The organism is Erythrobacter sp. BLCC-B19, from assembly GCF_028621955.1.
Lineage (GTDB): Bacteria > Pseudomonadota > Alphaproteobacteria > Sphingomonadales > Sphingomonadaceae > Erythrobacter.
This window is the reverse complement of the sequence record NZ_CP117516.1, coordinates 2,574,511-2,588,564: the sequence shown is the minus strand read 5'-3', so window position 1 is coordinate 2,588,564 and position 14,054 is coordinate 2,574,511. Positions and strand designations below refer to the sequence as shown.

The window sequence follows — 14,054 nt, the reverse complement described above, 5'->3', positions numbered from 1 at the left end:
AGGGTGTGGGCAATTAGGGCACGACAGTTGCGGGAACGGCCAGAAAGAGCAATTCTGCAAGCATGCTTTACGGCTTTGATATCTCTCGGTTCCGAAACTTTGGCTCAGAACCAGACCTCGTTGGGCCCCTCGGGAAAATTAACGTCTTCATTGGCGCCAACAATTCAGGAAAATCGAACATCCTACGGTATGTCAGAGATTTTCTGGTGCCCACGCTAAACGTGCAGAGAGGATCTCCGCCATCTCTCAGCGCGGTAAATCGCCCACTTCTATATGACGGCGAAGCGACCCATTTCAGTCTTCTCGTTCCATTGGAAGAAGGATTTCTCGTTAACCGATTTCCGTTTTCAAGGCCATTCCAAAAGGATGAGATGCTTTCGTTTTTTCGAAGTTTGCCAAACTGTATTGGCGGAGAATACCTAAGAATTTCTCTTACTGTGTCCGCAGATAGTGGGAGAAAGGTATTCGTCCCCAATCAGGATTTATCGGAAATCGATGCGAATCAGGCTCAGGCGATCGCTCATTCCATTAACAAAAATCGAGGAAGTCTATCTGACATAATGGCGGAAGTATTTTCCGCAATATATGAAAACTACAAATTGCAATCTGAAACAAAGTACGTTCCTGCTTTCAGGCAGGTAAAAACTAAGTTGCGTGAGTTCTCATCAGAATACGAAACTTTAACCGGGTCAGATCATATCACGAACGATTTGATAAAATTCTCAAATCCAACATATGAAAATCAAGACCAGAAAAAAATATTCGCGAAACTTACGCATTTTATTCGCGAGATAACCCAAATATCAGATCTCGAAATCGAGATCCCTCACGACCTCTCGACGATAAACGTCTCGGCCAATGGCATCTTGCGGCCCCTAGAAGCGCTCGGCTCGGGCGTCCATGAGCTATTCATGTTGGCCGCAGAGATCATCCTAAACCAAGGTAAAATCGTTCTCTTGGAGGAACCCGAGACTCATTTGCATCCCGAGTTTCAGAGGAAGTTAATGCACTTCTTAACGAACGAGGTCGATGGACAATTTTTTATAACTACTCACTCTCCGGTTATAATTGATACGCCGAACGCGAAAGTTTTTGGCGTTTCAGCAATCGATGGGTCAGCAAGGGTTTACCCCCTTCTTACCAATCAGGAAAGACGACAAGCCTGTCGTGAACTTGGATATCGTGCAAGTGACCTTTTGCAATCAAATTGCATTGTCTGGGTTGAAGGCCCCTCTGATCGCATATACTTGAAACATTGGATAACACAAAAAGATCCATCCCTTCGCGAAGGCATTGAATACAGTATAATGTTTTATGGCGGGCGACTTCTCAGTCACCTTACGGTCGATGACGATCAAGTTAACGACTTTATACAACTTTTACCGATTAACCGATCGGTTGCCATTCTTATTGACAGCGACCTGGGTGCAGCGGGACAGTCACTTCGGACCACGAAGACCCGAGTTGAGTCAGAGGTAAACAGGATTGGAGGCTACTCGTGGGTGACAGATGGTCGAGAGATCGAGAATTATGTTTCCTACGACATTCGTGAAATGGCAGTTAAAGAAGTACACCGAAATTGCGATCGATTATCGGGCGCTCGCCATAAATTCGGCAAACCTCTTGAATATCGTAAAACAGATGGAAAAGTGCAGGCAGATGGATTTGATAAGCTTGCAATCGCGAAAGCGGTAACCAAGAATCCTGTTGACTGGTCGGTGTTGGATCTTGACCAGAGGGTGACCGCGCTCGTCAATTTTATCCGCAGCCAGAATTAACGTCATTCCACCACAATTTATCTTGCACGCCCTCCCGTCTCTCCGGGTCACCGTCTGCAACCCTGCCGAGAACCGGCGCGCCCGGCTCCGCCCGCTGTTCTACACTAGCGAGAGCGCTCTGCGCGCGCTCGCTTTTGCCACCGGCAGGGCGGGGTTGGACGCGGGGGTGGTGGCTCCCCATTCTCGTCATTGCGAGCCGAAGGCGTGGCAATCCATGACCTGTCCTCGCCCCATACCGCGACCTCGGTCCATGGATTGCCGCGGCCCTTGCGGGCCTCGCAATGACGCGGTGCAGGAGGTGGCGCGCGCTGCCTTCTTTGCGTCCTCGCGTCTTTGCGTGAACCCGAAGAAAGCGGGGCCCCGGATCAAGTCCGGGGAGACGAAGGGGGGTTGGACGCTGGCGTTGTGGCTCCGCGAGTCTTTTGTTTTCGCCCTCAGGCGCCGGGCGCGGGCCGTCCGGCCCGCTTGGCTACGCGCCATAAGGCGCGGCGGCCGGTCGGCCTTGCGGCGCTCCGCGCCGGTTCATCGCCACACGCGGTGTTAGTGGCTCCGCGCCCACCCCTAGCCCCTCCCGTGAACGGGAGGGGGATTTGTGGCGTTGATCGTCCCTCCCGCTTGCGGGAGGGGAGCGAGACTTGCCAGCTTGCTGGCTAGTCGCAGCGGGGTGGGCCTCCTCGGCCTTGTGGCTCCGCCCCACCCTCGCGCGAGCGGGAGGGGCGATTAGGTTTTCCTACTCCCCCGAAACCTGCAATCTCCCCCTGCGTCATGAGACAGCGTACCCCCTCCCCCGCCCCGCCGCCCCGCGACACGCTGCTCGTCAACAAGCGCAGGCACACGCGGCAGGCGACCTCGCGGGTGGCGTTTGCGGAGATGCTCATTCCCGACGATGATCCGCTGCTCGACTTCCGGCCCTATTGCCACAGGCGGCCGCGGAGCAATTCGATCACGCCGGAGGTCCAGCGCGCCTTCATCTATCAGCTGGCGATGACGGGCATCGTCAAGCAGGCGGCGACCAAGGTCGGCAAGAGCATCGAGGCGCTCTACAAGCTGCGCGAGCGGCCGGGGGCGGAGGATTTCCGGCGGGCGTGGGACGCGGCGCTCGAATGGGGGCGGCTGCGGCTTGAGGATTGCGCGATGGAGCGGGCGATCCACCAGGGCGCGCACAACCCGCGCGCCAATTCGATGATCTGCTGGGTGCTCGAGCACCGCTCGCGCTTTATGGTCGACAGCCGGGAGGTGAAGCGCGGCCACTGGCTGTGGGAGCGGGTCCACCACGAGATCACCGGGCGGTGGCCGAATGATGATGCGGAAGCGGAGGCGTAACCCTCAGCCGGCGAGGTAGGCGACCAGCGCCTTGACCTTCTTCGAGCGCCATTGCGGCGCAGGGGCGAGGAGCCAGTAGGCGCGCTGGGCGGGCTCGGGCTCGGTGAGCGCGGTGAGGCGGGTTTGCGCGATCGCCGCCTCGGCCAGCGCCAGCGGGAGGATCGTGCGGCCCATTCCGGCGAGCGCCGAGGCGAGCGCCTGTCCGGGCGATCCGGCGCGGATGCAGGGGTTCACGCCATCGGGCAGCGGCATCCCCGGCCAGTCGATCCAGGCATCGCGATATTCGGGCGCGGCGACGGTCACGCGCATGGCAGGCGCGAGCTGCACCCCCTGCCAGTCGCCCGGCCCGTCGACCAGCCGGATCGCGAGATCGAGGTTCGCCTCGGTGAAGTCGGCGTGTTCGTCGGGCGCGAGGATATATTGCACCCCCGGCGTCCCCGCCTGGAACACGGCAAGGCGCGGGGCGAGCCATTCGGCGAAGAATTCGCGCGGGGTGGCGATGGTGTAGCGATCGGACGCCTGCCCCGCCTGCATCGCGGCGACGCTTTCCTCGAACCTGAGGAACCCCTCTCGCAAGGGATCAAGCCCCGCCTCGCCCTCGGGCGTGAGTTCCAGCCCCTTGGAGGTGCGGCGGAACAGGACGACGCCCAGCACATCCTCGAGCGCGCGGATCTGCTGGCCGACCGCGGCCGGGGTCACCGCCAGCTCGTCCGCAGCGCGGGTGAAGGAGAGGTGCCGCGCGGCGGCATCGAACACGCGCAGGGCGTTGAGGGGCAAGTGGGTGCGCTTCACGGCGCGTGAATTAGGCGCGCCAGCCGCTTACCGCAAGGGTCAGCGCGGCGTGCGGCCCTCGGCGGTCTCAGGCGCGGCGAGCGGGAAGAAGGGGATGCGCACTTCGGCCGGCGAGCCATCGGCACGCTCGAAAGTGTAGAAGCCCTCCATCGAGCCGAACGGCGTCGTCAGCGGGCAGCCCGAGACGTAGTCGTGGCTCTGGCCCGGAGCGAGCAGCGGCTGTTCGCCGACCACACCCTCGCCATCGACATGGTTCACCATCCCGCGCCCGTCGGTGATCCGCCAGTGCCGGGTGCGCAGGCGCAGCGGCTCGTGCGAGGCGTTCTCGATGCGGATGTGATAGACCCAGAACCACTTGCCCGCCTCGGGATGCGACTGCTCCGGCAGGTAGTTGACGGCGACCCTCACGGTGACCCCGTCGGTGGTGGCGGCGTGCTGGAAGAACTCTTTCATGACGCCTCCAAGGTTAGCGATTCTTTATGCGCTCACAAGAGGGGCAACGCGCTTAACCCCGCCTGTATCCCGCGCCTCATGCGGATTTCATGGTGGGCGCGCCGAAGCGCTGCGCCTATGCGTCGTTCGGACAAGGAGCGCAGGGCACGATGAGCGGAAACGGAAGCGGCCGATTTTCACGGCGCGGGGCATTGGGCGCGCTGGGTGCAGGCGCGCTGGCGGGCTGGCTTGGCGCCTGCACACCGCGAAGCCTTGCCGAGCCCCCTTCCCCGCTCGCCCTTCCCCACGACCCTGCGGCTACCGCAAGGCCCGATCTGGTCGACCTTGCCCGGCACGACCCGCGCCTGAAGCTCGACATCCGCTATGCAACGCCCGCCAATTTCATGGGCCGCACGCTCTATCCCGTCGCCCGCGCGGTCGCCCAGCGCCCGGTCGCCGAGGCGCTGTCCAAGGTGCAGACCCGCGCCGAGGCCGCCGGCTATGGCCTCCTCATCTTCGACGCCTATCGCCCGTGGCGGATCACGAAAATGATGTGGGAGGAAACCCCGCCCGAGAGCCGCGAATTCGTCGCCAACCCTGCGACCGGATCGCGCCACAACAGGGGCTGCTCGATCGACCTCAGCCTGCACCGCAATGGCGTGGAAGTGCCCATGCCCAGCCCCTATGATGACTTCACCCCGGCCGCCTACCGCTCCAACACCGCCGCCCCGCCAGAGGCGCTGGCCGCCAGCCGGATGCTGGAGGAATGGATGGTCGCCGAGGGCTTTATCCCCCTCCCCAACGAATGGTGGCATTACGACTGGGCCGAGTGGCGGCGCTATCCGATCATGGACACAGCGCTTGAGGATGTGACAGCGGGGTGAGGTGAGCCGGCGGTTCAGCTCGCCAGACCCACAGCCAAGCCGCCCAGCCCCGCAACCGCCAGCACGCGCAGCACCGACCACTTCAATCCAAACGCGAGCACGCCCGCGATCCCTGCCAGCAGCCCGGCGCGCCAATCGAAGCTCGCCGGATCGGGCCAGTAGAGCCGCAAGGGGCCGAACTGCCGCTGGCCGACGTCGGCAAACAGCACGTGCAGCGCAAACCATGCGGTGAGGTTGGCGATCACGCCCACCACCGCCGCCGTCACCGCCGCCAGCCCGCCTTTCAGCCTTACCGCCTGCCCCAGCCGGTCGATCCACGGCGCAAAGGCAAAGATCCACGCAAAGCACGGGGCGAAGGTCACCCAGGTCGTGAGGCCCGCCCCCAGCAAGCCCGCCACCAGCGGCGAGAACGGCTCGGGCGCTCGGAAGGCGGCAAGGTAGCCGACGAACTGCGTCACCAGGATCAGCGGCCCCGGCGTGGTTTCGGCCAGCCCCAGACCATCGGCCATCTCGCCCGGACGCAGCCAGCCGAAGCCCTGCACGGCCTCCTGCGCCATATAGGCGAGCACCGCATAGGCGCCGCCAAAGGTGACGACCGCCAGCTGCGAGAAGAACGCGCCGATCTCCCACAGCACATGATCCTGCCCCAGCGTGACCGCGATCAGCGCCATCGGCGCGGCCCAGACCGCGCCCCACACGGCGAGCGAAAGGAACGTGCTGCGCCATGGCCGGCCGGGCACAGAAGCGCTGGCGGCGGCAGGCTTGATGGCGAGAAGATCGGGACGCACGGCCGCAACCGCCATGCCGATCACGCCTGCGCCCAGCACGATCAGGGGAAAGGGCAGATCGAACAGGAACAATCCGGCAAAGGCCGCCGCCGCCAGCGCGCGCTTCAGCCCGGTATCGAGCGCCCGCCCCGCGATCCGCAGCAGCGCCTGCACCACTATCGCAAGCACCGCCGCCTTCACGCCCAGAAACAGCGCCGCGACCCATGCCAGATTGGCGGCAATGGCATAAAGCACCGACAGCGCCAGAATGATGAGCGCGCCGGGGATGACGAACAGCAATCCTGCTGCCAGCCCCCCGCGCCAGCCATGCAGCCGCCAGCCGATCCAGGTGGCCAGCTGCTGGGCTTCAGGGCCGGGGAGCAGGTGGCAGAAATTGAGCGCGTGGAGGAAATCCTCCTCCGCGATCCATTGGCGTTCATCCACCAGCTCGCGGTGCATGAGCGCAATCTGCCCGGCAGGCCCGCCAAAACTCAGCAAGCCGATCCGGGTGAAGGCCCGCAGAAGATCAGGAAAGGTTACAGAAGGGGGAGAAGCCAGAGATGCCAATTCAACCTCGCACAATGCACCCTGCCGACACCGGCAAGGCTACGAGGCAACGCTTGGGCTTGTCTCGGCCTGGACGGGAGGTTGCTTTACCCCGTGCGCGCGATTTCTAGAAGGCCGGGCCAGCGCCAGCAAGAGCAAATCCGGCGCGCGGCGCGGCGGGCCTTACTCCGCTGCCGTTGCCGCCTCTGCCGGTGACGGTTCGGCAGGGTCGGCAGAATCGGCAGGGTTGTGCTGGCGCAGGAACTGGTCGAGCGCGTCGTACCAGCGCTTCTCGTTGGCGGCGAGGGAGAAGCCGTGTCCCTCACCTTCGATCACCAGCGTCGTCAGCGGTGCGCCGCTCGCGCGGGCAGCCTTCTCCATGTCGACATATTGTTCGATCGGCACATTGTCATCGAGCGTGCCGTGCGCCAGCAGCACCGGGCGCGACAGGCTCGCCGCGCGGCGCATGGGCGAGACGTCCTTGAGATCGAGCTCCTCCTCGCCTTCGATCTGCGCCGTCCAGCGCTTGCCTGCACTGCGGGTCAGCACCCGGCGATCATAGCGCAGCATCTTGTCCCAATCGGTCACCCCTGCCCAGCTGGCGGCGCAGCGATAGCGTTCAGGGTTGCGCAGCACCGCCCACAAGGCGGCGTAGCCCCCGTAGGAGCCGCCCACCACGCAGACCCGCGCCGGATCGGCCAGCCCTTCGCCCACGGCCCAGTCCATCGCATCGTCGAGATCATCCTGCATCCCGCGGCCGACCTGGCCATTGCCGAGGTTGTAGAACGCCTCGCCATATCCGCCTGATCCGCGGAAATTGGGCTGCAAGACGGCATAGCCGCGATTGGCGAGCAATTGTACCTGATCGTCGTAACGCAGCGAATCGCGAATGCCGAAAGGCCCGCCGTGCGGCATGATGATGAGCGGCAGGTTCTTCGCCTCGCGCCCGCGCGGGAGGGTGACATAGGCCCGGATCGGGGTGCCGTCGCGCGCGATGTAGGTGATCGGCTGGGGCTTGGCGAGCACCCGGAAATCGAGCGCCGGACGAGTCTGAAGCATCTCCTTCAGGGACTGCGCCTCGGCATCGTAGAAGTAGAGCACGCCCGGGTCATCCTCGGCCCCGGCCCGTACCAGCATTCGCTTGCCGCTGTCGGACCTTGCGGAGATCCACAGGTCAGCCGCACCGGTCGCCTGGCGCAGCTTGTCGTAGCTGTCGCGGTAGCTCTGATCGAGCCACACCACCTGCTCGCGGTCATCGGTGTAGAAGGCAGCGATGGGCTTGCCGTCCTCGATCCAGACATCATCGACATCCCATTGGGGGTGTTCGTAGATCGTCTCGGTGACTTCGCGGGTGAGATAATCGAATACCCTCAGCCCGACGCGGCCATTATCGCCCTCGTCGAGCACATAGCCCTTGCCCGTGCCGCTGATGATCGCGAGCGCATCGAAGTAGCTGTCGGTCTTGCCCGGTCTGATCCGGGCGATCGGCTTGAAGCTGTCGGCCTCGCTGGCGCGGTACTGGATCTGCCACGCCCCTTGGCGCCAGCCCATGCCGACCCGCACGACGCCCGCATCATCGGCAATCCACTGGGTGATGCCGACCTTGGGTTCGATCACCTTGGTCACCGCGCCGCCGGGCTTCAGTTCGTAGCGGAACACGCTGGGCTGCCACAGCCGCCCATCGCCGCGGTGGGCAATGAGTGCTGTCTCGCCATCCGGGGCGACGTGCAGCACCTTGCCGCCATTGAGGCCGCGGGCATTCTCGACCAGGAACTCGGCCTTGCCCTCGCGCGGATGGGCCAGCATCAGGCGGTTCATCGGCAGGATGTATCCGCCCGCAGTCAGCACGCGCGCATAGGTATTGATCAGCATCCGGTCAGGGCTGATCCAGCGCGTCCAGTCGACATGGGTGCCATCGCCGAACACAATCGCGTTGATCGGCTGACCGGTGTCCGACGAGACCACCACCAGCCGCGTGCGGCCCTTGGACATCGGCTGGAGATAGGACATCGCCGTGCCATCGGGCGAGAGCGACTCCCCCCAGAAGGCGCGGCGCTCGGCGAAAACGTCAGTGGCGATGATCGGCGGCACCAGTGCATCGGGCGCAGGCGCGAGATCGGCAAGCCGGGTGGTGGCGGGCGCGGGCGCGGATGCCGCTGCGGGGGCAGGCGCGGCTTCCTGCGGCGGCCCCTCGTCCTGCGCGGCGAGCGCTCCTGCCGCAAGCGTCAGGCCAGCGCCAAGCGCGAGCGCCGCCAACCGGCTCGGCAAGCTGTTGCGCCGGATCATTGCTGCCCTCTCCACCGCTCAGGATCCCGTGCGCGCTGCGACAGCCACCGGTGCCGGGTCGGCCGGATTGTGCTTGTCGAGGAAGGCCTCCAGCGCGTCATACCAGCGCTGTTCGTTCTCGGCCTTGGAAAAGCCGTGGCCTTCGTCCTTGATCACCAGCGTGTCGGGCTTCACGGGCGCGGAGCGGGTGGCTTTCTCGAACAGGTTGTACTGGCTGAAGGGCACCACCACGTCCTTGGTGCCATGCGCCAGCAGCAGCGGGCGCGAGAGGGTTTCGGCGCGGGCGACGGGGGAGACGGTCTTGACCTCGGTCACGCCCGCCCCGCGCACCCGGTCCTTCCAGCGCTTGAACCCGCCGCGGGTGAAGGATTGCCCGTCATAGCGCAGCTGCTTTTCCAGATCGGTCACGCCCGCCCAGCTGGCGGCGCAGCGGTAGCGTTCGGGATTGCGCAGCACGGCCCACATCGCCGCATAGCCGCCATAGGAACTGCCCACGACGCACACCCGCGCAGGGTCTGCCAGCCCCTCCTTCACCGCCCAGTCCATCGCGTCGTCGAGATCGTCCTGCATCTTGCGCCCGATCTGCCCGGTGCCCAGCTCGAAGAAGGCATCGCCATAGCCGCCCGAGCCGCGGAAATTGGGTTGCAGCACGGCATAGCCGCGATTGGCGAGCAGCTGCACCTCGTCGTTATATTCAAGCTTGTCGCGGATGCCGTAAGGCCCGCCGTGGGGCATGATGATGAGCGGCAGCCCCTTGGCCGCGCGCCCGCGCGGCAGGGTGAGATAGCCGCGGATCACGGTGCCATCGCGCGCGGTGTATTGCATTGGCCTCGGCCGGGCGAGCGCGTTGAAATCGAGCGCGGGGCGCAGCTGCGAGACTTCCTCCATCCGTCGCGCGGCAGGTTCAAACAGGTAGAGCACGCCCGGATCGGCCTCGTTCCCGGCATAGACCAGCATCCGCGCGCCATCCTTGGCGCGGCTGGGCACCCACACCTCGACATCGCCCAAGGCCTTCTTCATGCGCGCGTGCTGCTTGGCGGCGGCCTCGTCGAAGTAATGCACCTCGTCGCGGTCGGCGGTGTAGTAGGCGGCATAGAGCTTGCCGTCCTTGAGGGTCACGCGGTCGATGTCCCATTCGGGATGTTCATAGATCGTCTCGACCGTCTCGCGCGTGGCGAAGTTGAAGCGCCTGAGGCCGACCCGCCCGCTTTCCCCTTCGGACAGGACATAGCCTTCGTCCGAGCCGTTGAGGATTTGCAGCGCGTCCCAATAGCCTTCGGTCTTCTCGCCCTCCTTCAGCCGGGCGATCAGTTCCAGTTTGCCGCCGGGCTGCGAGCGGTAGAAAATCTTGAGCCGCCCGTCCTTCCAGCCGGTGCCCATGCGGACATTGCCCTCGTCGTCCGCCGTCCAGTTCCACACCCCGTCGCGCGGGGGCTCGACCGTGGTGACCTTGCCGTTCGCCACCAGATCGTGACGCATCACCGAAGGGTAATCGTAGATCGACTTCTGGATCGCGACGAGCATATAGCTGCCGTCCTCGGCGACGTGAATCACATTGTCGCCCTGCACCACGTCCGAACGGTTGAACATCGGCGACATGGTGCCGCTCGACAGTTCGATCAGAACCAGCCGGGTGTAGCGCACATCCTCGCCGAAAAACGTGCCTGCGCGCGACAGCGACAGCAGGATCTTGTCGTCAGTGACCCAGCGATACCATTCGAACTGGTCGTCGGGATCGGTGGTGAAGGCGCGGATGATCTTCTTGTCATCGACCCCGGTGACAAGGAACTGCGCGATCCCCTCGCGGCGGCGCATGAAGGACAGCATCGCCCCATTGGGCGAAAGCTGCGCGTCCCAGAAGGCCGACCGGCCAGCGAAGTGGGCGGTGGGGATTTCGGGCGGAGCGGTATCGGTGGTGGCGGTTTGGGTGGGGGCTGGCGCAGGTGCGGCGGCCTCCTGCGCTGCCGCCGGCGTGCCCGCCAGCGCCAGGCCGAAGCACATGACCAGCTGCGGCCCCCAACCGGCCAGCGCCCGTGCATAAGATTTCACATCGACCCCCGTGCTTCCCTGATTCGCCAAGCCTATGATTTGGCGCTGGAATGGCAAGGGGCTTGCGATGGATCGCCGCGCGGACGGTCAACCCTTGGCGAGCAGTTCCTCGATCTGGCCGAGGCGTTCCTTGCCGAAGAAGATTTCGCCCTCGCCCCCCGAACCCTTCGACGCGCCCACGAACATCGTCGGGATCCCGAAAGCCCCGCGCGCGACCACGGCATCGGTGTTGGCGGCAAGGCCTTGCTTGACCGCGTCGGTCTGTGCGCGGGCGAAGAGGTCGGCGGCATCGAAGCCCGCTTCCGCCAGCACCGCGCCGATCGCCTCGGGCGAGGCGATGTCCAGTCCGTCTTCCCAGATCGGGCGCAGCAGGCCTTCTGCAAACTGCACCCCGCGTCCGTCCTGATCGGCGGCGTAGAGCATCCGCTGGAGCAGGATCGAATTGAAGGGGAATTGCGGATGCAGGCGATAGCGGGTGAGGCCGTGCTTCGCGATGAAACGCTGCATTTCCAGCATCGCGTATTCGTTCTTGCCCTTGACCTCGGCGTCACGGATCATCGGCGGGGCATTGCCGGTGAGCTTGTGCATCCCGCCGAGGAAGACGGGGATCACGTCGAGTTCGGCCTCATAGCGATCAAGCAGTTCGCGCAGCGGCCACCAGATCAGGTAGGCATTGGGGCTGACGAAATCGAAGACGAGTTCAACGCGTTTGGTCATTCCATCATGTCTCCTGCATGGCAGCTCAGCGCGATCAGGCCCCGTCGGGCCCTCAACGCCGAATTGTCGTAGGTCGCCATTTCAAAGCGGGTGTTCCGGCTGGCCGGTTCGATCTTGCAGCGCTGCGCCTCAGCGAATCGCTCCACGGCGGCGCGATCACCGCCCGGTGCCAATATGAGTGTCACGCCGTCATTGACGCAGCAACCCACGATTCCAGCGCGCATTTCCTCGGCGAAAACAAGCGCGACGTCGTAGCCGAGGAAGCGCAAGGGGCGGCGCGGGGTGATCCAGCCGAAATGGTCGACCTGGCCGTCGAAGCCAGCGCCCGCCAGCCCGGCGTTCCGCAGTGGCGCGAACACATCGTCGGGGCGGGCCGAAGTCGCTTCGGGGTCGTCGCTGCCGAGGCTGCGGGCAACAGCGGTGACGGCATCAGCGAAGGCCTGTTCGGTCGGCGTTGCCTCTTCATCGCGGCCCAGCGAGGCCGCGGCAGATGCAACGCTAGGAGAGGGGGAAGGCATGGCGGCAGGTTCTGACGGTTCGGCGGCGCGATAAACCGCGTTCCCGCACCCCGCTGGCGCCAGCGCAATGAGCGCCAATAAGAGAGTCCGCCCCCCAGTCACATCCCCGCCGCCGCGAGCGCCTGGTCCATGTCTTCGGTGAGGTCCTCGATGTCCTCAAGGCCCACATTGATGCGCAGCAGGCCTTCGGTCACGCCCATCGCCTTGCGCGCATCGTCGGTCAGGCCGGCGTGGGTGGTCGAGGCCGGGTGGCACATCAGACTGCGCGCATCGCCGATATTGTTCGAGATATCGACCAGCTTGAGCGCATCGAGGATCGCAAAGGCCCGCGCGCGGGTGCCGACATCGAGCGCGAAGATCGGACCCGTAGCGTCCATTTGCGAGATCGCGAGATTGTGCTGCGGGTGGCTCGGCAGGCCGGGGTGGAGCAGATGGCCGCCCGCCGCTTGCACCCGCGGTTCGAGGAACTGGCCGAGCGCGACTGCTTGCTCCGACTGCTTGAAGGCGCGCATCGGCAGCGTCTCCAGCCCCTTCAGCACCACCCAGGCGTTGAAGGCCGAAAGCGTCGGGCCGGTGTTGCGCTGGAACGGCATCAACACCTCGTCGATCCACTGCTTGCTCGCACAGATCGCGCCTGCCAGCACGCGGCCCTGCCCGTCCATCAGCTTGGTGGCAGAATAGGCCACCACATCCGCGCCGAACTCCATCGGGCGCTGGAGCACGGGCGAGGCGAAGGCATTGTCGACCACAGAGGTGATCCCGTGCGCGCGGGCGAGGCCGCAAACGTAAGCCAGATCAACCACATCGAGCGTCGGGTTGGCGGGCGTCTCGAAGAAGAACACCTTGGTATTGGGCCGGATCGCGGCTTCCCACGCGGCGTTATCGGCGCTGTCGATCACGGTGGTCTCGATCCCGAACTTCGGCAGCAGGGTATCGACCAGCCAGCGGCACGAGCCAAACGCGGCGCGCGCGGCAACGACATGATCGCCCGCCGAAAGCTGGCACAAGAGCGCCGCCGTCATCGCCGCCATCCCGCTCGCCTGCGTGCGGCAGGCTTCCGCCCCCTCGATCAGCGCGATACGTTCTTCCAGCATCGCCACCGTCGGGTTCTGGAGGCGCGAATAGGTCATCCCCTCGGCCTCGCCCGCGAAGCGTGCGGCGACCGTCGCCGCATCGTCATAGGTATAGCCCGAAGAGAGGAACAGCGCCTCGCTGGTCTCCCCATGTTCGGAGCGCCAGGTGCCGCCGCGCAGCGCGCGGGTTGCGGGGCGCCAGTTCTTTGTGGCGGCGCGGTCCATGCCGGTGGTCTTCTTCATGGGGCGCGTCTCTAGGACGGGGCGCGCCCGCCCGCAAGCAGACCTGCTTCGATTCCGTCACGCGCCACATCGGCATGGCCGATTGCCGCCAGCATCAGCGTGCCCTCGATCAGCGTCAGCAGATAGCGCGCGCCGCCTTTGGGGTCAGGATCGCCTTGCGGCATCTGCCCTTCGAGCCAACCGAGCAGTTCGGCCATCATCGCATGGGCGGCCGGACGATAGCCCTCGACCCCGCGCGCTGCACCGGCGACGATTTCCCACCAAAGCTGCATGAAGGGGAGCATATCGGGGCCGCGTGCGTGTTTCAGAATGCGCGCCAGCGCCTGCCCGCGTGTCTGCGGACGCTCGCCCGCCAGCGCGGCATCGAGCGTGCCTGCATAGATGCGCGCAAGATAGGCCAGCAGGTCGGCAATCAGCGCCTCCTTGGTGCCGAAGTGGTAGAGCAGCATCCGGTCGCTCGTCCCCGCCGCCTTGGCCAGAGGACGCAGGCTCGCCCCGCCCAGACCATGCGCAAGGACATGGGCAGCCAGCAGCGGCAGCAGCGTGTCTTTCGACATCGGCAGTCTGGCAGAGGGGCGGCGGGCAGTCTCGCGCATTGCCCTCTTGTAGCGTTCGCTACATCACGCTACAAGCCCGCGTAGCACTC

At 64.7% G+C, this 14,054-nt stretch carries 12 protein-coding genes; 3 read left to right on the top strand and 9 right to left on the bottom strand.

Features of this window, described 5'->3' with window-relative positions:
- Positions 1-62: 62 nt before the first annotated feature.
- Entirely contained in the window at positions 63-1,778 is a 1,716-nt protein-coding gene (locus PS060_RS12020; protein WP_273983439.1) for an ATP-binding protein, read from the top strand.
- Positions 1,779-2,543: 765 nt separating this feature from the next.
- Positions 2,544-3,101, top strand: coding sequence for a hypothetical protein (locus PS060_RS12015; RefSeq protein WP_273983438.1), 558 nt, complete (start codon positions 2,544-2,546; stop codon positions 3,099-3,101).
- Between the two features lie 3 nt (positions 3,102-3,104).
- Here the strand turns inward: PS060_RS12015 and PS060_RS12010 are convergent, their stop codons facing one another.
- Together PS060_RS12010 and apaG are read right to left on the bottom strand one after the other, a co-directional pair.
- Positions 3,105-3,893, bottom strand: coding sequence for a LysR family transcriptional regulator (locus PS060_RS12010; protein ID WP_273983436.1), 789 nt, complete (start codon positions 3,891-3,893; stop codon positions 3,105-3,107).
- A 39-nt stretch (positions 3,894-3,932) separates the two neighbouring features.
- Entirely contained in the window at positions 3,933-4,346 is a 414-nt protein-coding gene (apaG, locus tag PS060_RS12005; protein ID WP_273983434.1) for a Co2+/Mg2+ efflux protein ApaG, read from the bottom strand.
- Positions 4,347-4,495: 149 nt separating this feature from the next.
- On the opposite strand from apaG, the gene PS060_RS12000 reads away from it, so the two are divergent.
- Positions 4,496-5,209: a M15 family metallopeptidase gene (locus PS060_RS12000; protein WP_273983433.1), complete on the top strand. Its 714-nt coding sequence runs from the start codon at positions 4,496-4,498 to the stop codon at positions 5,207-5,209.
- Between the two features lie 14 nt (positions 5,210-5,223).
- Here PS060_RS12000 and chrA read toward each other — a convergent pair whose 3' ends face one another.
- The 7 genes from chrA to PS060_RS11965 all read right to left on the bottom strand — a co-directional run bounded on the left by chrA (position 5,224) and on the right by PS060_RS11965 (position 14,004).
- On the bottom strand, positions 5,224-6,543 hold the full coding sequence (chrA, locus tag PS060_RS11995) for a chromate efflux transporter (RefSeq protein WP_273983432.1): 1,320 nt from the start codon (positions 6,541-6,543) through the stop codon (positions 5,224-5,226).
- A gap of 162 nt (positions 6,544-6,705) precedes the next feature.
- Positions 6,706-8,808, bottom strand: a complete 2,103-nt coding sequence (locus tag PS060_RS11990; RefSeq protein WP_273983431.1) for an alpha/beta hydrolase family protein — start codon at positions 8,806-8,808, stop codon at positions 6,706-6,708.
- Between the two features lie 18 nt (positions 8,809-8,826).
- A complete protein-coding gene (locus PS060_RS11985) occupies positions 8,827-10,857 on the bottom strand; it encodes an alpha/beta hydrolase family protein (protein ID WP_273983430.1) in 2,031 nt (676 codons plus the stop codon).
- A gap of 87 nt (positions 10,858-10,944) precedes the next feature.
- Positions 10,945-11,574 (bottom strand): 2-hydroxychromene-2-carboxylate isomerase, encoded by a 630-nt coding sequence (locus PS060_RS11980; RefSeq protein WP_273983429.1) that lies wholly within the window; start codon positions 11,572-11,574, stop codon positions 10,945-10,947.
- Positions 11,571-12,092 (bottom strand): hypothetical protein, encoded by a 522-nt coding sequence (locus PS060_RS11975; RefSeq protein ID WP_273983427.1) that lies wholly within the window; start codon positions 12,090-12,092, stop codon positions 11,571-11,573. The genes PS060_RS11980 and PS060_RS11975 overlap by 4 nt, the downstream gene beginning before the upstream one ends.
- Before the next feature lie 98 nt (positions 12,093-12,190).
- Positions 12,191-13,408 (bottom strand): trans-sulfuration enzyme family protein, encoded by a 1,218-nt coding sequence (locus tag PS060_RS11970; protein ID WP_273983426.1) that lies wholly within the window; start codon positions 13,406-13,408, stop codon positions 12,191-12,193.
- A gap of 11 nt (positions 13,409-13,419) precedes the next feature.
- Positions 13,420-14,004 carry a TetR/AcrR family transcriptional regulator gene (locus tag PS060_RS11965; protein ID WP_273983425.1) on the bottom strand — a complete coding sequence of 195 codons (585 nt, stop codon included), beginning with the start codon at positions 14,002-14,004 and terminating at the stop codon, positions 13,420-13,422.
- Between the last annotated feature and the right edge of the window lie 50 nt (positions 14,005-14,054).